The organism is Clostridium sp. 1001283B150225_161107_B6, from assembly GCF_015556325.1.
Taxonomy (GTDB): Bacteria; Bacillota; Clostridia; order Lachnospirales; family Lachnospiraceae; genus Enterocloster.
The window spans coordinates 315514-336824 of record NZ_JADNMD010000001.1 but is presented as its reverse complement, the minus strand read 5'-3'; the positions used below and the strand labels follow the sequence as shown (position 1 = coordinate 336824).

At 49.0% G+C, this 21311-nt stretch carries 21 protein-coding genes; 20 read left to right on the top strand and 1 reads right to left on the bottom strand.

The genetic code is table 11. The features are described from left to right. The 16 genes from pduB to rpmF all read left to right on the top strand — a co-directional run bounded on the left by pduB (position 1) and on the right by rpmF (position 13330). Entirely contained in the window at positions 1-792 is a 792-nt protein-coding gene (gene pduB, locus I2H39_RS01540; RefSeq protein ID WP_138310149.1) for a propanediol utilization microcompartment protein PduB, read from the top strand. Positions 793-836: 44 nt separating this feature from the next. Beyond that, positions 837-1115: a propanediol utilization microcompartment protein PduA gene (gene pduA, locus I2H39_RS01535; RefSeq protein WP_002583259.1), complete on the top strand. Its 279-nt coding sequence runs from the start codon at positions 837-839 to the stop codon at positions 1113-1115. A gap of 85 nt (positions 1116-1200) precedes the next feature. Further along, positions 1201-2052 (top strand): hypothetical protein, encoded by an 852-nt coding sequence (locus I2H39_RS01530; protein WP_227146516.1) that lies wholly within the window; start codon positions 1201-1203, stop codon positions 2050-2052. Between the two features lie 21 nt (positions 2053-2073). Next, complete coding sequence (locus I2H39_RS01525; protein ID WP_195625649.1) at positions 2074-2652, top strand: BMC domain-containing protein; 579 nt, start codon at positions 2074-2076, stop codon at positions 2650-2652. A gap of 66 nt (positions 2653-2718) precedes the next feature. After that, positions 2719-2982 carry a EutN/CcmL family microcompartment protein gene (locus I2H39_RS01520; RefSeq protein ID WP_002568821.1) on the top strand — a complete coding sequence of 88 codons (264 nt, stop codon included), beginning with the start codon at positions 2719-2721 and terminating at the stop codon, positions 2980-2982. A 27-nt stretch (positions 2983-3009) separates the two neighbouring features. Beyond that, positions 3010-4332, top strand: coding sequence for an aldehyde dehydrogenase (locus I2H39_RS01515; RefSeq protein ID WP_264469626.1), 1323 nt, complete (start codon positions 3010-3012; stop codon positions 4330-4332). A 27-nt stretch (positions 4333-4359) separates the two neighbouring features. Beyond that, complete coding sequence (gene metK, locus I2H39_RS01510; protein WP_138310144.1) at positions 4360-5544, top strand: methionine adenosyltransferase; 1185 nt, start codon at positions 4360-4362, stop codon at positions 5542-5544. A 45-nt stretch (positions 5545-5589) separates the two neighbouring features. Further along, on the top strand, positions 5590-5868 hold the full coding sequence (gene pduA / locus I2H39_RS01505; protein ID WP_002568818.1) for a propanediol utilization microcompartment protein PduA: 279 nt from the start codon (positions 5590-5592) through the stop codon (positions 5866-5868). A gap of 65 nt (positions 5869-5933) precedes the next feature. Further along, on the top strand, positions 5934-6569 hold the full coding sequence (locus I2H39_RS01500; RefSeq protein WP_347563859.1) for a phosphate propanoyltransferase: 636 nt from the start codon (positions 5934-5936) through the stop codon (positions 6567-6569). A 25-nt stretch (positions 6570-6594) separates the two neighbouring features. Beyond that, a complete protein-coding gene (gene eutJ, locus I2H39_RS01495) occupies positions 6595-7419 on the top strand; it encodes an ethanolamine utilization protein EutJ (RefSeq protein WP_138310142.1) in 825 nt (274 codons plus the stop codon). Between the two features lie 21 nt (positions 7420-7440). Next, positions 7441-8856, top strand: coding sequence for an aldehyde dehydrogenase family protein (locus I2H39_RS01490; RefSeq protein ID WP_195625646.1), 1416 nt, complete (start codon positions 7441-7443; stop codon positions 8854-8856). Positions 8857-8903: 47 nt separating this feature from the next. Next, positions 8904-10019, top strand: a complete 1116-nt coding sequence (locus tag I2H39_RS01485; protein ID WP_138310140.1) for a 1-propanol dehydrogenase PduQ — start codon at positions 8904-8906, stop codon at positions 10017-10019. Between the two features lie 178 nt (positions 10020-10197). Continuing rightward, the gene (locus I2H39_RS01480; protein WP_195625645.1) at positions 10198-11529 is read left to right on the top strand and encodes a PocR ligand-binding domain-containing protein; all 1332 of its coding nucleotides are present in this window, start codon (positions 10198-10200) and stop codon (positions 11527-11529) included. Positions 11530-11531: 2 nt separating this feature from the next. Beyond that, positions 11532-12560, top strand: a complete 1029-nt coding sequence (locus tag I2H39_RS01475) for a response regulator (protein WP_138310138.1) — start codon at positions 11532-11534, stop codon at positions 12558-12560. 56 nt (positions 12561-12616) lie between these two features. Next, positions 12617-13144 carry a DUF177 domain-containing protein gene (locus tag I2H39_RS01470; RefSeq protein ID WP_138310137.1) on the top strand — a complete coding sequence of 176 codons (528 nt, stop codon included), beginning with the start codon at positions 12617-12619 and terminating at the stop codon, positions 13142-13144. A 3-nt stretch (positions 13145-13147) separates the two neighbouring features. Then, positions 13148-13330, top strand: a complete 183-nt coding sequence (gene rpmF, locus I2H39_RS01465; RefSeq protein WP_002564324.1) for a 50S ribosomal protein L32 — start codon at positions 13148-13150, stop codon at positions 13328-13330. Positions 13331-13430: 100 nt separating this feature from the next. Here the strand turns inward: rpmF and I2H39_RS01460 are convergent, their stop codons facing one another. Continuing rightward, positions 13431-14360, bottom strand: a complete 930-nt coding sequence (locus I2H39_RS01460; RefSeq protein WP_138310136.1) for a diguanylate cyclase — start codon at positions 14358-14360, stop codon at positions 13431-13433. 311 nt (positions 14361-14671) lie between these two features. Between I2H39_RS01460 and I2H39_RS01455 the strand changes: the two genes are divergently transcribed. From I2H39_RS01455 to I2H39_RS01435, 4 genes are all read left to right on the top strand, one after another. Next, positions 14672-17437, top strand: a complete 2766-nt coding sequence (locus tag I2H39_RS01455; RefSeq protein ID WP_195625644.1) for a transporter substrate-binding domain-containing protein — start codon at positions 14672-14674, stop codon at positions 17435-17437. 207 nt (positions 17438-17644) lie between these two features. After that, the gene (locus I2H39_RS29015; RefSeq protein WP_240305473.1) at positions 17645-19372 is read left to right on the top strand and encodes an MBOAT family O-acyltransferase; all 1728 of its coding nucleotides are present in this window, start codon (positions 17645-17647) and stop codon (positions 19370-19372) included. 14 nt (positions 19373-19386) lie between these two features. Next, entirely contained in the window at positions 19387-20202 is an 816-nt protein-coding gene (locus I2H39_RS01440) for a GDSL-type esterase/lipase family protein (protein WP_195625643.1), read from the top strand. 235 nt (positions 20203-20437) lie between these two features. Then, positions 20438-21166 carry a flavodoxin gene (locus I2H39_RS01435; RefSeq protein WP_195625642.1) on the top strand — a complete coding sequence of 243 codons (729 nt, stop codon included), beginning with the start codon at positions 20438-20440 and terminating at the stop codon, positions 21164-21166. Positions 21167-21311: the final 145 nt, after the last annotated feature.

The window sequence follows — 21311 nt, the reverse complement described above, 5'->3', positions numbered from 1 at the left end:
ATGGACCAACAGTTAATTGAGAAAGTAATGAAGCAGGTTTCCGACGAGCTTGGCATCAGGCAGGAGGAGTGTAAGGCAGAGGCGCCAAAGGAAGAATGCAGCACCAATATCGGATTGACCGAGTTCGTAGGAACCGCAATCGGAGATACAATCGGGCTGGTGATTGCCAGTGTGGACCCCATGCTGGTGGATGTGATGAAATTAGGCAAATACCGTTCCATCGGCATTGTAGGCGGCAGGGTTGGAGCCGGTCCTCAGATTTGGGCGGTTGACGAGGCTGTAAAGGCAACCAACACTGAGATTATTTCCGTGGAGCTTCCAAGGGATACAAAGGGCGGAGCCGGACACGGCAGCCTGATTTATATTGGTGCGGATGATGTATCAGATGCAAGAAGAGCAGTTGAGATTGCCCTTCAGGTTCTTCCCAAATATTTCGGCGACGTATATGGGAACGATGCAGGCCATCTGGAGTTCCAGTATACCGCAAGAGCCAGCTACTGTCTTGAGAAGGCGCTGGGCGCGCCGGTTGGAAGGGCATTCGGCATGACATGCGCGGGGCCGGCTGCAATCGGTACGGTTCTGGCTGATATTGCGGTGAAGGCAGCCAATGTGGAGGTGGTAGGATACTGCTCACCCACCAGCGGCACCAGCTATTCCAACGAGGTTATCCTTACATTTACCGGTGATTCCGGAGCCGTACGCCAGGCAGTGAAAGCTTCCATCGAAGCAGGCAAGAAGATGCTGGGTGCATTGGGCGCTGAACCGAAGTCTACAACAACTCCATACATCTAGTAAGTCCGGTCTGGAGAATGTGAATCAATTAAGGAGGTTCTAATATGAATGCAGATGCATTAGGTATGGTCGAAACAAAAGGATTAGTGGGTGCAATTGAAGCAGCGGACGCAATGGTTAAGGCTGCCAATGTTTCCCTGGTAGGATATGAAAAAATCGGTTCCGGACTTGTTACCGTTATGGTAAGAGGTGATGTTGGTGCGGTTAAGGCAGCTACCGATGCCGGCGCAGCTTCTGCAGCAGCAGTTGGAGAGGTTGTATCCACCCACGTTATTCCTCGTCCTCATACAGATGTTGAAAAGATTCTTCCGCATCTTGAATAAAGGCAGCAGATAGAAGCAGTTATCTGTCAGCGGTTGCAGCGGGGAATGCCCCTATCCGTTGGATAGGGGCATTCCCTGAAACGAGGTGAAGGAATTGAATATCAGCGAGGAACAGTTGAAAGAACTGGTGCTGCGTGTCTTAAGGGACCTGGAGGCGGAAAAAAGGGCGGAATGCACCAACCATCCCGGACAAAAACTGTATATGCTGTGCGTATCCCCGTGGAGCGAACAATATATGGACTTTTTGAAGGAAATGGAAGAATGCGGCGCCTATGATGTGGTGCCTGTCATTCCGTCTTCCTGGAAGGATATGGGATATGAGGCCAGACTCCGCCAGTCTTCTGTCTGCGGCAGTATCCGGTACCGTTCCGGTGAAAAGCCGGCTGATTTGGACCGGGCGGTGACTCTTCTGCCGGTGGTTCCCAGGGATGTTCTGGTGAAAACAGCATTGTGCATCAGCGATACATATGAGACATCATGGATAGCGGAATGCATGGAACAAGGCGGCCGGGTCGTATTGCTTCGTTCCGGCCTGGCAAGGTTTTCCGGAAAGGAAAAGCCAGCCTACCGGAACCGTATCATGGAGTATTGCAGGCAGACTCTGGAGTTTGGAATCGAAATCTGCAGCGCAGAGGAGTTTTCAGGCAGGGAGCCCTGTGAAATTCCTCCTGGAGAACCGGACCGGACAGCAGCCGGCCAGGCAGCCGGCAGCCGGACAATACCCGGCCGGGCAGCAGGCCGGGTAACGGGCGGCGGGGCAGAAAAGGGCCTGAGGGAAGCCGGTACATGTATGGCAGAGCCGAAGAAAAAAAGAGTGATAGCATCGTCCAATGTGGAGCAGCTTGCGTCTGAGGGCGTCATATATCTTCAGCCCGGAGATATCGTCACAGACCTGGCAAAAGACAGGGCGAAATTTTTAAAGATAGTATTCAGATAAACAGGAGAGTGAGGTGACAGGATGAAACAGGCGTTGGGATTAGTTGAAATCAGCGGACTGTCCACAGCAGTGGTGGCAGCCGATACCATGGCCAAAGCAGCCAATATCCGCATTCTGGAGATTGAAAACACAAAAGGTCTTGGCTATATGACCATTAAGATTGCCGGGGAGGTGGGAGCTGTCAATGCAGCCGTCAATGCAGGAAAGCAGATAGGAGCAGCTAACAATAAGCTGGTTTCATGGAAGGTCATTCCAAGGCCGTCTGATTATGTGGAGCATGCGTTCTGCTGCCCTGAGCCGCCGGTACCGCCTTCCCCTCCGAAGAAAGAAGCGCAGGAGGAGACGGAAAACGGAGCCAAAGCCAAGAAAGTGACGGAACCGGAAACCGCGGCCGAGGCCGAGCCAGTGGAGGTGCCGGAAGCAGGAAACGAAGCCAGGCCAGTAACGGAAGCAGGAACCGGGGTTCAATCCGAAGCTGAGACAGCTGAAACTGAGCCGGCCGGGCCGGAACCGGCAGCACTTCCGGAAAAACCAAAGAAGGCTTCCAGGCGCGGTTCAGCGGCCAAGGGCACAGGCACTGAAAGGCAAAAAAAGAGTTAGTTGAAATCAGGAATACCGGTAATGGCAGGGGACAGCCGGATTCTCCGTGAAAGGAATGTGAATGGCATGAGATTAGCTAAGATAATAGGAACAGTGGTGGCAACCAGAAAGGATAACTCCCTGGTGGGCTACAAACTGATGATTATCAGACGGATTGATGGACACGGTAATTTCATTGATTCAGAGGAAGTGGCTGTGGATTATGTGGGAGCCGGAATTGGTGAAACCGTCCTGATTGGTTCGGGCTCTTCTGTACGTGTGGACCAGTCCAAACGGGAGGCTGTCATTGATATGGCAATTATCGGAATCGTAGATACAATGGATATATAGTGTAATCATTTTAAAGGAAAGGAGGTAATGAATGACATGAAAAGCAGTATTTATTCCAGCGTGACCGATGCAGCTGCTGCTGCAAAGGGAGCCTATGGCAGATATACAAAGCTGACCCTGAATGAACGCCAGGAAATACTGGAAGGAGTGAAAAAAGCACTTCGTCCTATTGCAAATGAGCTTGCCGCCATGACAGTTGCGGAAACCGGCATGGGAATTGTCCCTGACAAGGCGCAGAAAATAAAGCTTGCCATTGAGAAAACGCCCGGCGTGGAGGACCTGATTACGGAAGTCAATACAGGTGACCATGGAATGACGCTCTATGAGCTGTCCTCGTTTGGTATTGTATGCGCGGTACAGCCATGCACCAATCCCTGTGCAACGCTTATCAGCAACACCATCGGTATGCTGGCTGCAGGGAATGCAATCATCCATTGCCCACATCCGAGAGCAGTTAAGGTTTCACAGTTCCTGACCACTATTATCAGCAATACTATCCGCGATATCAGCGGCATCGACAATCTGGTAGTCACCCTTCACGAAAGCCTTATGGGATTTACCACAGAGGTCATGAGCCATCCGGATGTTGACCTGGTGGTATGCACCGGGGGCAGCGGTTCCCTTCGCCAGGCCATGACGTCCGGCAAAAAGGTAATTGGGGCCGGCCCGGCCAATCCAGTGACAATTGTGGATGCAACGGCCAATCTGGAGAAGGCGGCAAGGGATATTGTGCGGGGAGCTGCGTTTGACAATAATCTGATGTGTACATCGGAAAAGTGTATGGTAGTGGAGGATAAGGTGTCGGACCGTTTTATATATGAGCTTCTGAAAAACGGTGTGTACTATGTCAGGAATGAGACGGAAATCCGGAAGCTTCTGGATGCTGCAGTCACCGGGGATTTTGTGATTAATAAGAAACTGGAAGGCCGGAGCGCCAATGAGATTCTTGAATATGCCGGTATTTCCTGCAGCGGGAACATAAAGCTGATTGTGGCAGAGACAGGGCGTATGCATCCCTTTGTCACCACAGAACTTATGATGCCTCTTGTGCCGTTGGTAAAGGCGGCTGATTTTGATGAGGCCCTGGAGATTGCTTTGGAAGTGGAGCAGGGATATAAACATACGGCAACCATTCATTCGGAGTCCATTGAGCACCTGAACCGGGCCGCCAAGGAATTGCAGACTTCCGTATTTGTTAAAAACGGTCCTTCCTTTATGGGAATCGGCTTTGATAAAGAAGGTCATACCAGCTTTACAATCGCAACCACCACAGGAGAGGGAACTACCACGGCAAGGCATTTTGCCCGCAGAAGAAGATGCACGTTGACAAGTGGATTTTCGATTCGCTGATTGTAATTAGGAAAGCAGGTTGATGAAATGATGGAAGGACGGGATGACAGATTTTATTATGTGACTTCGGAATCTGTAACCGAAGGCCATCCGGATAAGGTTTGTGACCAGATTGCAGACGGCATACTGGATGCATATCTGGAACAGGATTCCAAATCCAGGGTTGCAGTTGAGGCCATGGCATCTGCCAATACGCTGATGCTGGCAGGGGAAGTCACATCAAAGGGCCGTGTGGATGTGGCGGCAAAGGCCAGGGAGATTATCAGAAACATTGGCTACACGGAACATGGAAAAGGGTTTGACGCCGATACATGTATGATACTGACCAATATCCACAACCAGTCGCCGGATATTTCCATGGGAGTCACCAGAAGCAGCGAAACCGGGAAAGAGGTTCTGGGCGGAGGGGACCAGGGAATTATGTATGGCTATGCTGTCAATGAGACGGAAAGCCTGATGCCGCTGTCCTGCCACCTGGCTAACCGCCTGGCCCAACGTCTGGCCTATGTGAGGAAGGTGCTGAAAACGGATTTTCTATATCCTGACGGCAAAACCCAGATTACCATGAAGTACGACGAGGCGGGAAAACCGGTGTGCATTCACAGCATTGTTGTATCCACGCAGCACAGCGAAGCGGTATCCCGTGAGCTGCTGGAGGCATTCATACGCTGCACCGTCATTGAGCCGGTCATTGATTCCCGGTGGATTAGGCCGGAGACAAGAATACATGTGAATCCCACAGGCCGTTTTGTCATCGGAGGACCTGCCGGGGATACGGGCGTCACTGGAAGAAAAATCATGGTTGACACCTACGGCACCATTGGCAAACACGGGGGCGGCGCTTTCTCAGGAAAGGACCCCACAAAAGTAGACCGTTCTGCTGCTTACATGGCCCGCTATGTGGCTAAGAATATTGTGGCAGCGGAGCTGGCGGACCGGTGCGAGGTTGCGCTGGCCTATGTAATCGGAGGCATTGAACCGGAGGCCATTACCATCAATACCTTTGGAACCGGCCTGATTCCGGACAGCCACATTGAGGAGCTGGTCAAATCCGTATTTTCATTTGGGGTGGCTGACTACATAGAGGAGCTGAATCTTCGGACACCCCAGTTTTTAAAGACAGCAGCATACGGGCATTTCGGCAGGGATGACCAGGGTTTCAGATGGGAAGAAACCGACAAGGCCTGGCTGCTGAAACAGTTGGCTTTTTAGCATTTCATATTTTAAATAAAACATAACATTCAGGAGGAAAATAATATGTCGAATGAAGCATTGGGAATGGTTGAGACAAAGGGTCTGGTAGGGGCAATTGAGGCGGCAGACGCAATGACAAAGGCAGCAAATGTGGCTCTCATTGGTTATGAGAAGATTGGTTCCGGACTGGTAACCGTCATGGTCCGCGGGGATGTGGGCGCAGTAAAGGCTTCTGTTGACGCAGGAGCGGCAGCGGCAGCAAACGTAGGCCAGGTTGTATCCCAGCATGTAATCCCAAGACCACACACGGATGTAGAGAAAATCTTACCGAAATCATTATAATATGCCAGTAAGTGTATACCGGCTCCGGGAGCCGGTATACAAACTTCCGGAAGGGGTTGAACATGATGGTAAACGAAGAACTGCTGAAGCTGATTACTGAACGGGTAATGGAAAAAGTAAAAAAATATGATGCATTTAAAATCCCTGTGGGAGTTTCCAACCGGCACGTTCATGTGACCTCGGAAGACTTGGAAACCTTGTTTGGAAAAGGATATCAGCTCACCAAAAAAAGCGATTTAAAGCAGCCCGGGCAATATGCCTGCAATGAGACTGTGACCATCCGCGGACCAAAGGGTGAGTTTGAACGGGTGCGCATACTGGGGCCGGTCAGGAAGCAGAGCCAGATAGAGATATCCAAAACAGACAGCTTCCGTCTGGGCATCAAAGCCCCCATCAGGGAATCAGGGGATTTGACAGGAACGCCCGGACTGGAAATGGCAGGTCCAAAGGGAACGGTCAAACTGCCCCAGGGAGCCATTATAGCGCTCCGCCATATCCATATGACTCCGCAGCAGGCAGAAGCCATGGGAGTATGGGATAAGGATATCGTAGAGGTGGAAACATTTGGTGAAAGGCACGGAGTGTTTGGAGATGTATTAATCCGGGTGTCGGAACAGTTTGAACTGGAGATGCATGTGGATGTGGATGAAGCCAATGCATGTGCGCTTAAGAACAATGATTATGTAATTATCCGGCGATGAATAAAATTTAGAAAAGAGGGGTTATATGCTCATGACCAAAGAAGTGCTGTCTGAATTCGCGGAGCTGATAAGGGAGAACAAATGCAATCCCTTTTCAGGGCCCCTGAAGACAGGTGTGGATTTGGGAACCGCCAACATAGTAATCGCTGTTACGGATGAGAATAATCATCCCGTTGCAGGCGCCACTGCTGTCTCCAAAGTAGTAAAAGACGGCATAGTAGTGGACTTTGTGGGTGCAATGCAGACCGTGCGCCGCCTGAAGGCACAGCTGGAGGAATTGCTTGGAGTGCCTCTGGAAACAGCGGCCGCAGCAATCCCCCCCGGAATCATAGAGGGAAACGTACGGTGCATTTCCAATGTGGTGGAAGGCGCCGGATTCGAAGTGATTCATGTGATAGATGAACCCACAGCAGCTGCCTCGGTTCTGGGAATCAGGGACGGGGCCGTGGTGGATGTGGGAGGAGGAACCACCGGAATCAGCATACTGAAAGACGGAAAGGTAATCTTTACAGCGGATGAGCCGACCGGCGGAACCCATATGACCCTGGTTCTTGCAGGCTATTACGGTATCTCAATTGAGGAAGCTGAAAAGCTGAAAACAGATAAGGACAGGGAACGGGATGTTTTTCCGATTATAAAGCCCGTAGTTGAAAAAATGGCCTCAATCGTCAAAGGATTCCTTTCCGGGTATGAGGTGGACTGTGTCTATGTGGTAGGCGGAGCCAGTTGTTTTGACGAGTTTGAGAAGGCATTTGAGAAGGCATTGGGTATAACAACGGTCAAGACCAACGATGCGCTCCTTGTTACCCCTCTGGGGATTGCATGGAATGCCTCTGCTGACCCCGCATAAATGAAAGAAGGTGTGATACGCTTGGATATGGATATAAAAGTAATTGAACAGCTGGTTGAGCAGGCTCTAAAAGAGATAAAGGCAGAACAGCCCCGGAAATTTGAAGGTCCCAGGGTGGAGCCTTACGGCGTGTTCCGGACAATGGACGAGGCGATTGCAGCATCAGAAGAAGCCCAGAAAAAGCTGTTATTCTCTAACATTTCAGACAGGCAGAAATATGTGGATGTGATTCGCCAGACCATTCTTAAGAGGGAGAATCTGGAGATGATATCCAGGCTGTCGGTGGAAGAGACAGAGATAGGAGACTATGAACATAAACTGATTAAAAACCGTCTGGCGGCTGAGAAGACTCCGGGTACGGAGGATTTGCTGACAGAGGCCATGACCGGTGATAACGGACTGACCTTAGTGGAATATTGTCCCTTTGGCGTTATAGGCGCCATTACCCCGACCACCAATCCCACCGAGACAATCATCAACAATTCCATTTCCATGATTGCTGGAGGGAATACCGTTGTATTCAGCCCTCATCCCAGGGCAAAAAAGGTTTCACAGATGACAGTGAAGCTGCTGAACAAGGCATTGACAGAGTGCGGCGCCCCGGCCAACCTGATTACCATGGTAGAGGGGCCGTCCATAGAAAATACCAATAAGATGATTGAGAACCCAAGTGTCCGCCTGCTGGTGGCCACAGGAGGTCCATCCATTGTCAGGAAGGTACTGTCCTCCGGCAAAAAGGCCATTGGCGCGGGAGCCGGCAATCCTCCGGTTGTGGTTGATGAGACCGCTGATATTGCAAAGGCTGCCAGGGATATTGTGGATGGATGCAGTTTTGACAATAATGTTCCGTGTATTGCAGAAAAAGAAGTGTTTGCCGTGGATTCCATCTGCGACTACCTGATTCACCACATGAAGGAAAACGGAGCGTATCAAATCACGGACCCGGCCCTGCTGGAACAGCTGGTAACCCTGGTAACCACGGAAAAGGGCGGTCCCAAGACATCCTTTGTGGGAAAGAGCGCCCGCTATATCCTGGATAAGCTGGGAATTACGGCGGATGCCGGTGTCAGAGTCATTATCATGGAAGTTCCCAGGGAGCATCTGCTGGTCCAGGAGGAAATGATGATGCCCATTCTTCCGGTGGTGCGGGTTTCCGATGTGGATACGGCCATTGAGTACGCCCACCAGGCAGAGCATGGCAACCGCCACACCGCCATGATGCACTCCAGGAATGTGGAAAAGCTCAGCAAGATGGCCAAAATCATGGAAACCACTATTTTTGTAAAAAATGCCCCTTCCTATGCCGGAATCGGTATGGGCGGCGAGGGGTATACCACGTTCACCATTGCCGGACCTACCGGAGAGGGACTTACCTCCCCCAGGTCCTTCTGCAGGAAGCGCAAATGTGTCATGGCCGATGCCTTTAGTATCCGTTAAATCCTAAGCGGGGCAGTAAATGGACTGAATGTGAAGGAGAAGCGCAAATGTCAAATGTATATATAAAAACAAAGATACGCAGCGGAAGCTATGCAATGGAGTATCTGCGGAAAATACGAAAAAAAAGAATCCTGGTGGTATGTGATAAGTTCCTTGCAGAGAGCGGGGCAATCAGCTACATAACGGATGCGCTGGATTCCAGCAATACCGTGGATATATTTGACCAGGCCATACCGGACCCCACCATCGAGGTGGTGGGAAAGGGGCTCAGCGTAATCTGTAAGGTACGCCCTGAAATTGTCATTGGTTTTGGCGGCGGTTCCGCCATTGACACGGCCAAGGGAATGATTTATTTTGCCGGAGTGAGGAACCTGGTTCCCAAGCCGAAATTCATCACCATTCCCACCACCAGCGGAACCGGCTCAGAGGTTACCTCTGCCGCTGTCATAACAGATTCAGAGAGCAAGAGCAAGCATCTGATATCATCGGATGATATCCTGGCAGACGTGGCAATCCTGGACCCAAGGCTGACACTGTCCGTACCGCCTTCCATTACGGCAAACACCGGAATGGATGTGCTGACCCATGCCCTGGAAGCCTATGTTGCAAACGGAAGCAATGTGTTCTCTGACGCATTGTCGGAAAAAGCGGTTGAACTGCTGATTAAAGCCCTGCTGCAATGCTACCGGGACGGGAAGAACCTGGAGGCCAGAACCCTTATGCATGAGGCGTCCACATTGGCGGGGATGGCCTTTAACACAGCTGGTCTGGGCCTGAACCACAGCATTGCCCACCAGCTTGGGGGCACCTTCCATATTCCCCACGGACTGGCCAATGCCATGCTGCTGGATAAGGTCATTGATTACAACAGTGTGAACCATGATATCATGAACAAATATGCAGGCCTTGCATATAAGGTCCGGCTGGTTGACATGAATGAGCCGCCGGCAATGGCTGTCAGTGCCTTCAAGGAGCTGATTCGCGCCCTGATGCGGTGCATGGAGATGCCGTCCTCAATCAGGGAGCTGGGAATCAGCAGGGAGGCATACGAAGAACAGCTGCAGAACATGACGGACAATGCCCTGATGGACAACTGCCTTGCAGGAAATCCGAGGGAAGCGGGAACAGAGGCCATTAAGAAAATCTTACTAAGTATCTATTGATTGACAGAAAAGATGCCTTATGACGAGCTGGACATAAGACCGTGCTGCCCAAAAGGAGCTGGCACGGCCTTTTTCCATACGCCGCTACACCGCTTTGCCCCTGGTCGGATTATGATTGTTTAAATGGTAAAAAGATGCTAAAATAACAATTACAGGCATAGAGAGAGGGATTAATCAGATGGCAGAATATCATAAGATGATGCATATGGATGAGATGGAACCAGATGCATTGGATGAATATCTCAGCATGAATGAGGAAAACAGTATCAATCAGCTGGATATCATCCACCTGTTCGGAAAAGAGAAGCTGGAGACAATACAGGAGAGTCTTTCCAAGGCAACCGGACTGGCCTTTATCACAGTGGATTTCAAGGGGGAACCTATTACATCGGCTACTTCCTTTTCACGCTACTGCGAAAAGGTCCGCAATAACCCGGAGGCAATGGAACGGTGTAAATCCTCGGATGCCTTTGGCTCCATCCAGGCAGCGGTTACACAAAAGACAAACGTGTACTTTTGCCCCTGCGGACTATTGGAAGTGGCCATTCCAATCATTGTCCGCGGTCATTATCTGGGCGGTTTTATCGGGGGGCAGATACGATGCAGCGATGCCCCGGAATCTGTCAGCAGACTGTCATCCGTTATGCATGCCGCCAGGGCAGACGAGGCAGTAGCGGAATACAGACCCCTGCTGGAGGAGATTCCCTTCTATTCATATGAAAAATTTCTGGATATAGCAAACCTGGTATTTCTGGTAATCAACCAGCTGAGCGAAAATGAGGTCAGCCAGCACCTTCAGGAAGATATTCTAAAGAAACGGATTAAAAAGATACAGGCATTGAACCACAGCTATGCCAAGGAAATCACACAACTTAACAGGCAGGTACTGGAGCTGGAGATGCAGAGCAATCAATATGAGCTTTTGGATATGCTGACATCGCTGCTCAATCTTACTATCATAGAAGAAGCCGGCAGGACAAATGAACTGCTGACCTCCTATATTGACTATATAAAATATAAGTACACGGAAAAAGGCACCTTTGTCCATATTTCAGGGGAGCTGGAACATGCGGAGCAGTATCTGTTATTCCAGAAAAAGAAGACAGGGGACAGGCTGAAGTATTCCATTCAGGTGCCGAAGGAACTGCATATGCAGAAGATGCCCTCGGATATATTAATGCCCTTTATGCAAAACGCCTTTTATAACGGCGTGATGCTGAAAAAGGAAGGCGGGGAAATCACAGTGTCCGGTTATGTGCGAAACGGCAATGTGATTCTGGAGATAAGCGATACAGGACCGGGACTGACGGAAGCTGAATTGGATATCAGGTATGAAGCCTACAAGGAAAAACATGAAGGCCGTTATATTAAAATAGGCATGGAATACGCAAAGGAGAAGATGAAGAGACTGTTTGGAAAGGAGTACAGCATTATTACAGAGAATTACAGAAACAAGGGTTCGAAAAGTATCTTACTGTGGCCGGAGCATTATGAAGAAAGGACTGAGTAGTCATGTACAGGGTTTTGATAGCAGATGATGATATACTGATGCGCGAAGCGTTGAATGTGATGATTGCAAAGGACAGTGCTTTCAAAGTGGTTTCCATGACAGGCACCGGCGAGAGTGCGGTGCGGGCCTGCAAAGAGGATGTAATTGATATTGTATTCATGGACATGCAGATGCCGGGAATCACCGGCCTGGAGGCCAGCAGAATCATTCATCAGTCCAATCCCGGGATTAGTATATATATCCTTTCCGCCCATGCGGCCAATGTCCTGATTCGCAGCGCGGCCCAGAGCCAGATTAAGGATGTTCTGGAAAAGCCGATTACATACAGCTGCCTGAGGAAAATCCTGGAAAACTATAAAACAGAGCATGAGGATTCCGTGCAGAACCAGCTGGAAACCCTTGCTTCCTATCTTCGGAATAAGGATTTCGGGGATTTTTATGGCGGGATATCCGACGTAATAGATGAGATTTACGCAATTGCCGGAGAGGATTCCGTCCGTTTGATTAAACTGTTTACCTATCTGGGGCAGAACCTGTTAAATACCAGGAGCATGTACGGCGACAGCGGGAACATATCGGAGCTGTTTCCAATCAACGAGGTGCTGATTCCGGACCGAAAGACATCTGAGCTCTGGCTTTTCAGGGTCATGGATTATCTGTTCCGGCAAAACAGCATTGGCCGTTATCCGCTGCTGGAGAATATTTTTATTTATATAGAGAAACATATAAAAGAGGATATCACCCTCAACCGTATTATTGAGAACTGCGCAATCAGCCAGGGTTATCTGAGCCGTATATTCAGGGAGCAGTTCAAGGTCAGTGTCACGGAGTATCTTCATATGAGAAAACTGCATCTGGCCAAGGGCTATTTTTACTTTACAGAGGACAGTATTGCAGAGGTTGCATTCCGTTTAGGCTACAATGAAAGCAGCTATTTCAGCAAAGTTTTCAAAAAGTTTGAAAATATGACGGTAAAGCAGTATAAGAACAAAATTCGACGTCAATCTTCTGGAAAAAAAACGGAAATATAGTTGACAAAATGTGCAATGGTATGTATAATGCAAGAGATGCGTATTAGGAGGTTAATATGCTAATTAACTTATCTGAGCTGTTTCCTGTTGAGGGAAAGTCCAAAACATATACGCCTGAGCTTGAGATGAACCAGTTCAGGATGGCCGACGCTGTATACGACATTGCAGAGAAGGGACCGTTATCATTCGTGATAACAAACAAAGGAGATAAGAAGCTGACCATAGCCGGAACCGTTGATTTGGTTCTGATTATGCCATGCGCCAGATGTCTTGACCCTGTAAGAGTTCCTTTCCATCTGGAGATTGACCAGGAACTGGACATGAACCAGAGTGATGAAGAACGGGTGGAAGAATTGGACGAGCAGCCCTACGTAAATGGTTATAAACTGGATATCGACCAGCTGGTTGGTAATGAGTTAACCTTGAACCTGCCTATGGCGGTTCTCTGCAGTGAAGACTGCAAGGGAATCTGTGATAGATGTGGCACAAATCTCAACCATGAGACTTGTGACTGCGATAATAGGCCACTTGACCCAAGGATGTCAGTTATCCAGGATATTTTTAAACAGTCGAAGGAGGTGTAAACCATGTCTATCTGTCCAAAGAATAAATCTTCTAAAGCTAGAAGAGACAGCCGTAGAGCAAACTGGAAGATGAGCGCTCCAAATCTGGTAAAGTGCAGCAAGTGCGGTGCCCTGATGATGCCTCATAGAGTTTGCAAGGCTTGCGGTTCTTACAACAAGAGAGAAATCGTAAGCGTTGAAGATTAATTTTTCATAATCTTTGCGTCGTAAAAATGTAGTAGAATTAAGACCTTCAGGGTGAAAACCCCGGAGGTCTTTTACATTAAAAGCCTTTTGTATAAAATATTCAGTTCCTCAGGATTTTCCATGTGTTTTTCCCGTCTTTTTTTGCCTGATACATGGCGGCATCCGCTTTTTCATAGCATTGTTTGTAGCGTATCTGCTGTCCTTCCTGCCGGAAGAATACCCCGATGCTGGCAGAAGGTGTGTAGAGCTGGGTGTTCAGGGTTATGGGCTGGGAAAAGCGGGAAAGGAAACCGGTCACGCATTGGATTACGTCCTCCTCCTTTTCCACGGAGGGAACCAGCACCACAAATTCATCCCCTCCCAGCCTGGCAATGGAGGCAGTGTCCCCAAAGGATTGGAGCAGCTGTGCGGCTGCCAGTTTCAGGACGCTGTCGCCGCAGCTATGGCCGTACTGGTCATTGACATATTTAAAATTATCCAGGTCAATCAGTATGCAGGCCATGGAGTCGGAACGGGTCAGGAGATAACTGGAAGCAAGCTCTTCAAAACTGGCCCGGTTCATCAGATGGGTCAGGGTGTCCTCTCTGGCCTTCTGCATAATGTTGTTAGCGAATTTAACAGGAAAATACTCATCCTTGTCCAGCAGAGCAGTGCCCACGGAGCAGTGCCAGGAGGAGATTTTATATCCATCCTCTGTTTCAACACATACATAGGTGCAGCGTGATTCAACAGACAGGCTCAGTTCACTGCCTCTGGAAAAGCTCATAAGCGCAAAGATGGAGGACACGTCCGGCTTCAGCATTGTTTCACGTATGTCCAGGATTTTTACTGAATAAGGCGTTGGATTGCCAAGGAAATCATCCTTCAGCAGAGGCAGGACCTCAGCCTTCCCAAAGCAATGTTCGTGCCATCCGGTGCCAATCCAGACAACATCCTTTGTCAGAAGACGGAGTACCCCTTCTATATCCAATGCCTCATATGCGCGAATCAGCTGATGTACTGCTTCCATGGCTGTAGCTGCATTTACCATCTAATTTCCTCTTTTTCCTTCATTTTGCATCCATCGGGCAACAAAGATTATTTATCAGTTTATCATGAAAATATATTTATTTCAATATTTTTGGTATGGAACAGGGAACATTGGAATAAGCCGTTACTTTTTAGGATATGTTCTGTAATGAAAAGCTGCCGGAGGGTAAAATGGCAAACGCAGCCAGCTTTAAAGCAACGGGTCCTGAGACAGCGAATCCGGATAATATAAAATAACATTTTTATTATTACCAGTGATATGTTATACTATTTTCAGAAATGTACAGGAATTCATGGTATATAGGAGGGCGAATGAGAGAAAAATCCAGCATCCGGATGACTGTTTTTTTGTGTACAGCATTTATATTGCTGGCCATGGACATGGTATCTTACGGGCAGGAAAGCGGAAAACCAGACAGGCTTCGGGTGGGCTTCTTTGAACATGAGGGATATCATGAGATGGACGCCCAGGGAAACAGGAAGGGCTATGGTTATGAGGTTTTACAGCTGCTGGCCCGTTATGAGTATGTTACATACGAATATGCAGGTTATGAAAAAACCTGGAGTGAAATGCTGGAAATGCTGGAGTCCGGAGAGCTGGATATCCTTACCTCGGCCGAAAAGACGCCGGACCGTATGGAGAGGTTTGATTTTTCCGAGCGTGATATAGGAACCAGTAATACCATCCTGACGGTCAGGGCCGGGAACAACAAAATAGCAGCAGGAAACTATCCTACCTACAACGGGATGTGCGTGGGAATGGTATCTGACAATATCAGAAACCAGCGTTTTGCGGATTTTGCCAGGGACCATGGATTCGGTTATGTCACCCAGTATTTTCCATCTGATTCAGAGCTGATAAAGGCGCTTCACGACGGCACTGTGGACAGCGCACTGACCAGCGACCTCAGGTCATTAAAAGAGGAATGGATTATAGAGACATTTGAGGACGTTCCCTTTTATGTGATGGTGAAAAAAGGAGATGAAAAGCGGCTGGCCATGGTAAACGACGCTGTCATGAAGCTGGATGCGGATTCTCCTAAGTGGAGGGAGCGGCTCTACAGTAAGTATTACCAGAGGGATATGGGAGGACAGCTTCATCTGACTGCGGATGAGCAGGACTTTCTGGACAGTGAGGGGGACCGGGTGTTCCGTGTTGCAGTAAATCCGGACCGTTATCCATATTCCTGGTTTGAGAAGGGGGAGGCCAGAGGAATCATGCCGGACTTGTTTGCCGAAATAGCAGGAAGGGGAGGCATCCGGTACGAAATCATGGAAACAGCCAGCAGGACGGAGTATGTGGAGCTGCTGAATACCAGCCGGGCGGATATATGCATAGATGTCCACGATGATTTTTCAAAGGCAGAATCCATGGGCATGGAAATTACGGACAGCTATCTGACCACGGATTTTTCATGGGTCATCCGCAAACAGTTTAACGGTAAAATGGAACGGGTAGCAGCCATTGGTCCCGGCTCAGCGTCAACCACAGCTTTATCTGGTCTGATAGGAGATGCCCGGGTCTGTTATTATGATTCTGCCCAGGACTGCCTGGATGCGGTGCGGACCGGGGCGGCGGACGGATATTATACTTATACGTATCAGGCGGAGCGGTATGTGTACGACGATGTGCACAATGAACTGGCAACGGTTCTTACGCCTCACTACGAACGTTTTTGCCTCGGAGTCAGAAATGATTTGGATTCATGTCTGCTTACCATCTTAAATAAGGGTGTGAATAGTCTGGATGAGTACTATACAGAAAGTGTGGTTCGGAGAAATACGGAACTGGGGGAACGGCCCTTCAGTCTGATACGCTTATTTTATGAATATCCCTTTTTGGTTGTGGGCATGTTTTTCTTTTTGGCTGTATTTGGAATCCTGTGTACGGCCACCTTTATTCAGAGAAGGTATCACCATAGAATCAGGATAGCCCTGAATGAAGCAGAAATTGCAAACCAGGCCAAAACGGATTTTCTGGCCAATGTTTCTCACGATATCCGAACCCCCATGAATGCAATTATCGGCATGGCCACCATAGCTGAGATGGAGGAGGATAACCTGGACCAGATGCGCAAATGTGTCCGCCAAATCAAGAAATCATCCATTCATCTGCTCTCCATTATCAATGATGTGCTGGATATGAGTGCCATTGAGAAAGGAAAATTCACGCAAAAGGAAGATGCATTCCGGATATCGGAAATGCTGCAGGAGATGGGCAGCATGATGGAACAGCAGGCCAGGGATAAATCCCTGTCATTTGAGATGGATATGTCCGGAATCCGTCATGACAATGTGATTGGGGATATGTACCATCTAAACCGTATTGTCATGAATCTGATTAATAATTCAATCAAATTCACAAGGCCCGGGGGATGGGTCCGAGTCAGGGTGACTGAACAGGAATGCAGTCAGGAAAACCAGGCTGCGTATCAGCTGAAGGTCAGCGACAATGGAAGAGGCATGAGCAAGGAATTCCAGCAGCACCTGTTCGAGCCGTTTGAACGTGAACACAGCAGTACGGACAGCAAGCTGGAAGGCACTGGACTGGGACTGTCCATTGTGAAGCATATCGTGGATATGATTGGCGGAGAGATTCATGTGGAAAGCCAGCTGGGCCAGGGAACGGAATTTACGGTATCCTTTTGTCTTGAGATTGACACCAGCAGCAGGAACGATGAGTCCCGGACAGACCAGGAGCTTCATTATGAAAACCGGCGGGTCCTGCTGGTGGAGGATAATGAAATCAACCGGGAGATTGCGGGGACTATATTGGCACATACCGGGCTTGCTGTTGATTATGCTTCTGACGGCCTGGAAGCCGTGGAAATTTTGGAAAAGGCATCTCCTGAAACCTATGATTTGATTTTCATGGATATTATGATGCCGCGAATGGACGGGTATGAAGCGTCCCGTCAAATACGGAGTATGGGAGTGACTATTCCTATTACAGCCATGACAGCCAATGCCTTTGCAGAGGACAGAAGGAAGGCTGCCAATGCAGGGATTGACGACTATCTGGCAAAGCCCCTTGAGATGGGGGAACTGAACCGGGTGCTGAGGAAGTTCCTGGGATAGAAGCGGCACAATCCGCAAAGCCGCCTGAGCGGAATAAACTGATTCATATGATAATAAATGGAGTGTCTGCAGTGGGAATTTGCAGGCACTCCATTTTAAATCCATGCCTTCAGGACTGCCCTGCCATATAAAAACAATTGTCCTGCAACTTTTGACCGCTTAAATGAGTCTAAAGATATGAGTGTGTACAAAAGAGAGGGTGGGAAAATGGTTTTCAGCAGTTTGGAATTTATCTTCCGGTTTCTTCCGGCGTTTCTGTTTATTTACTATATCATTCCGGGCAAAGGGAAGAATCTGTGGCTGCTTATGGGCAGTCTGGGTTTTTACTTTTATGGGGTCAGAGACACCCCGTTTTATTTTGTCCTCCTGATTCTGTCCATTTTGGTGAACTACCGGATTGGGATATTGATTGGGAGACGCAGAATCGGCAGATTCCGGAGACGGTGGCTGATTTACGGAGTCATATATAATCTTTTTTGGCTGATTCTTTTTAAATACTGCGGTTTTCTGGTTCAGAACCTGAACCTGATGTTGAGTTTGGCCCGGATTCCCGCGGAGCTGCCGGTCATTGCGCCGGTACTGCCTGTGGGAATTAGTTTTTATACATTCCAGGCCATTTCTTATCTGGCGGACGTGTACCGGAAAACAGTTCCTTACGAACGCTCCCTGGTGGGGTTCGGCATGTATATCAGCATGTTTCCGCAGCTGATTGCAGGTCCTATCGTCACCTATTCCTCTGTCCGGCGTCAGATTGGATTCCGGCGGATTACGTTTCAGTCCATTGAGGACGGTCTGCGGGATTTCACAATCGGACTGGGATTCAAGGTACTTTTGGCCAACCGGATTGGCGGACTGTGGAACGAGGTTCAGGCAATCGGCTATGACAGTATTTCCACACCCATGGCCTGGCTTGGTCTGGCGGCTTTCAGTCTTCAGATTTATTTTGACTTCTGCGGGTATTCCCTCATGGCTAAGGGGCTGGGCTCTCTGATGGGCTTTCAGCTTCCGGATAACTTTCATGAACCCTATATGTCCCTGTCCATGACGGAATTCTGGCGGAGATGGCATATGACTCTGGGCAGCTGGTTCCGTGAATATGTTTACATTCCGTTATTCAAGGTACTTTTGGCCAACCGGATTGGCGGACTGTGGAACGAGGTTCAGGCAATCGGCTATGACAGTATTTCCACACCCATGGCCTGGCTTGGTCTGGCGGCTTTCAGTCTTCAGATTTATTTTGACTTCTGCGGGTATTCCCTCATGGCTAAGGGGCTGGGCTCTCTGATGGGCTTTCAGCTTCCGGATAACTTTCATGAACCCTATATGTCCCTGTCCATGACGGAATTCTGGCGGAGATGGCATATGACTCTGGGCAGCTGGTTCCGTGAATATGTTTACATTCCGTTGGGCGGCAACCGGTGCGGAACCTTTCTCACCTTCCGGAATCTGTTTGCGGTCTGGATTCTGACCGGATTCTGGCACGGGGCAAGCTGGAATTTTATTGTCTGGGGCCTTTTATTGTTCTTAATTATATCTGTGGAGCGGCTGGGCCTTCTCAGGATATTGGAACGGTGGAAGGTGATTGGCCATCTCTACATGCTGTGCATGATTCCGCTGACCTGGCTTGTGTTTGCGGTCACGGATATGAAGCAGACTGCACTGTATGTCCAGAGACTGTTTCCTTTTTTGCAAAATCTGTTCCCGTTTCATCAGGAACAATGTTTCTATTTCAGCGGCGATTATATGAAGTACGGAAGACTCTATGCATTCTCCCTGGCAGCCGGACTGCTGTTTATGACCGGCATCCCCATGAGGTTTTATGCCCGGTTCAGATATTCCATGGTTACGGCGGCTGGGCTTCTGGCTGTCTTTTGGCTGTGCGTGTACTGTATGCATATGGGGATGGATGACCCATTTCTGTATTTCAGATTTTAGGCAGAGGTGTAGAGATGAGAAGATATTGGTACAGCATTTTTTTGACATGCAGCATCGTCGTCATGGCAACCGCAAATCTGTCACCGGACAGACATGGCAGCATTTCCGTGAGCCAGGCAGCAGACAGGACAGATTCAGGGCCGGACCTGCGGATGGCAGTCCGGGAAACCGCAGTCACGGAAACAGCAGCCCGGGAAATATCAGTCACGGAAACAGCAGCCCGGGAAACAACCGCCCGGGAAACCGATGGAATCAGTATAGAAACCGATTTTTCAGAGGCCCTGTTTATCGGTGATTCGCGGACAGTGGGGCTTTATGAGTATGGGGATTTAGGCCGGGCAGAGGTGTTTGCCAATTCCGGCATGTCGGTATTTAACCTTCTGAATACCCGGGTTTCACTTAAAAATGGAGACAGGCAGAATCTGGACCAGGTTTTATCGTCAGGAGATTTCAAAACCATTTATCTCATGCTGGGCATCAATGAGCTGGGATATGACATTCAAAGCATTGTCACCCAATACCGGGATATGGTGGACTGGATTCGTGGAAAACAGCCTGGGGCAATCCTGATATTGGAGGCCAATTTACATGTCACCGGGGAAAAAGCTGCCAGGAGCAGTATTTATAACAACCAGAGAATCGATGAGCTGAACAATGCCATCCGGAAAATAGCAGAGGACACCGGCTGTCTCTATTTGGATGTCAACCCCATTTTTGACGACGGGAATGGAAATTTGTCCGCTGCTTACTCCACTGACGGCGCCCATATTCTGGGGAAATACTATTCCGTATGGGCGGATTGGCTTCGGACCAATTCAGCGGAATCATAGTCCCTGATGAGCAGAGGGATGGAGGATACTTTGCGGCATGGGTTGATGAAAGGCGGTTCCTGGGAAGGTGGGAAGGTCCGGCAGGCGCCATGCCCTAAAAGCATGATGCAGGCAGTGAATCTAAGCATTAGACATTATCAACGCTGTTAATTATAATATGGGTGTAAGGAGATGGTTTATATTTCTTTATGCCCATATTAATTTAAACACAGATAGAAACGGAGGACAAGAGAATATGAAAAAAATCACGGCCCTTTTGCTTACGCTCTCAATGACCTTATCTCTGGCAGCCTGCACCGGGAGCAGCAGACCGGAACGTACAGCTGCCGGCACTGCGGGAAATATATCAGCTAAGGCCGGTGGGGAGGCTGGGACAGATACACCGGACAGCGCCGCGGACAAACCCGACGTCACAGAGGCAAGCGGGAATGATGATACCGGAAATGACAGTAATATCCTGGTTGCTTATTTTTCCGCCACAAATACCACAAAAGGCGTGGCAGAACATATAGCCAGCGGACTGGGTGCTGATTTATATGAAATAGTTCCGGAAGAACCTTATTCAGATGCGGATTTAGACTACGGCAGCGATAAAAGCCGCAGCACGATTGAGATGAACGACCCGTCCTCGCGTCCGTCTATATCCGGCGCAGTGGATAACATGGAGCAGTACGATATTGTGTTCATTGGTTATCCAATCTGGTGGGGTGAGGCTCCTAAAATTGTAAGCACCTTTATGGAGAGCTATGATTTTTCTGGAAAGACAATCGTTCCTTTCTGCACCTCAGGCAGCAGCGGCATAGGGTCCAGCGCATCAAACCTGGAGGAATTGACAGATAAGGCCCAGTGGCTGCCAGGGCAGAGATTCCAGGGCGGGAGCTCCCAGGAGGAAATTATGGCATGGGTAGAGGGCCTTGGACTTGATATGGCCCGCAATTCCTCTGATGGAATGGGGCCTATGTAATCCCGGAATAGAAATTCAAGCCAGAATAATATATAATCCTGAGGAACCTGAATAATTTGGTTCCTCAGGATTTTCTGCATATTCTGCCCTGTTTCCCATAGTCTCCGGACAATGAATACAAATATAGACAGAGTTGATTTTCAGA

What these genes read in the sequence shown, in the direction of transcription:
- I2H39_RS01520 (WP_002568821.1), top strand. Translation starts at nt 2,719, where the DNA reads ATGAGATTAGCTAAGATAATAGGAACAGTGGTGGCAACCAGAAAGGAT.
- metK (WP_138310144.1), top strand. Translation starts at nt 4,360, where the DNA reads ATGATGGAAGGACGGGATGACAGATTTTATTATGTGACTTCGGAATCT.
- I2H39_RS01485 (WP_138310140.1), top strand. Translation starts at nt 8,904, where the DNA reads ATGTCAAATGTATATATAAAAACAAAGATACGCAGCGGAAGCTATGCA.
- rpmF (WP_002564324.1), top strand. Translation starts at nt 13,148, where the DNA reads ATGTCTATCTGTCCAAAGAATAAATCTTCTAAAGCTAGAAGAGACAGC.
- pduA (WP_002583259.1), top strand. Translation starts at nt 837, where the DNA reads ATGAATGCAGATGCATTAGGTATGGTCGAAACAAAAGGATTAGTGGGT.
- I2H39_RS01440 (WP_195625643.1), top strand. Translation starts at nt 19,387, where the DNA reads ATGAGAAGATATTGGTACAGCATTTTTTTGACATGCAGCATCGTCGTC.
- I2H39_RS01480 (WP_195625645.1), top strand. Translation starts at nt 10,198, where the DNA reads ATGGCAGAATATCATAAGATGATGCATATGGATGAGATGGAACCAGAT.
- I2H39_RS01460 (WP_138310136.1), bottom strand. Translation starts at nt 14,360, where the DNA reads ATGGTAAATGCAGCTACAGCCATGGAAGCAGTACATCAGCTGATTCGC.
- I2H39_RS01525 (WP_195625649.1), top strand. Translation starts at nt 2,074, where the DNA reads ATGAAACAGGCGTTGGGATTAGTTGAAATCAGCGGACTGTCCACAGCA.
- I2H39_RS01470 (WP_138310137.1), top strand. Translation starts at nt 12,617, where the DNA reads ATGCTAATTAACTTATCTGAGCTGTTTCCTGTTGAGGGAAAGTCCAAA.
- I2H39_RS01515 (WP_264469626.1), top strand. Translation starts at nt 3,010, where the DNA reads ATGAATGACATGAAAAGCAGTATTTATTCCAGCGTGACCGATGCAGCT.
- I2H39_RS01455 (WP_195625644.1), top strand. Translation starts at nt 14,672, where the DNA reads ATGAGAGAAAAATCCAGCATCCGGATGACTGTTTTTTTGTGTACAGCA.
- I2H39_RS01475 (WP_138310138.1), top strand. Translation starts at nt 11,532, where the DNA reads ATGTACAGGGTTTTGATAGCAGATGATGATATACTGATGCGCGAAGCG.
- I2H39_RS01435 (WP_195625642.1), top strand. Translation starts at nt 20,438, where the DNA reads ATGAAAAAAATCACGGCCCTTTTGCTTACGCTCTCAATGACCTTATCT.
- pduA (WP_002568818.1), top strand. Translation starts at nt 5,590, where the DNA reads ATGTCGAATGAAGCATTGGGAATGGTTGAGACAAAGGGTCTGGTAGGG.
- pduB (WP_138310149.1), top strand. Translation starts at nt 1, where the DNA reads ATGGACCAACAGTTAATTGAGAAAGTAATGAAGCAGGTTTCCGACGAG.
- I2H39_RS01500 (WP_347563859.1), top strand. Translation starts at nt 5,934, where the DNA reads ATGGTAAACGAAGAACTGCTGAAGCTGATTACTGAACGGGTAATGGAA.
- I2H39_RS29015 (WP_240305473.1), top strand. Translation starts at nt 17,645, where the DNA reads ATGGTTTTCAGCAGTTTGGAATTTATCTTCCGGTTTCTTCCGGCGTTT.
- eutJ (WP_138310142.1), top strand. Translation starts at nt 6,595, where the DNA reads ATGCTCATGACCAAAGAAGTGCTGTCTGAATTCGCGGAGCTGATAAGG.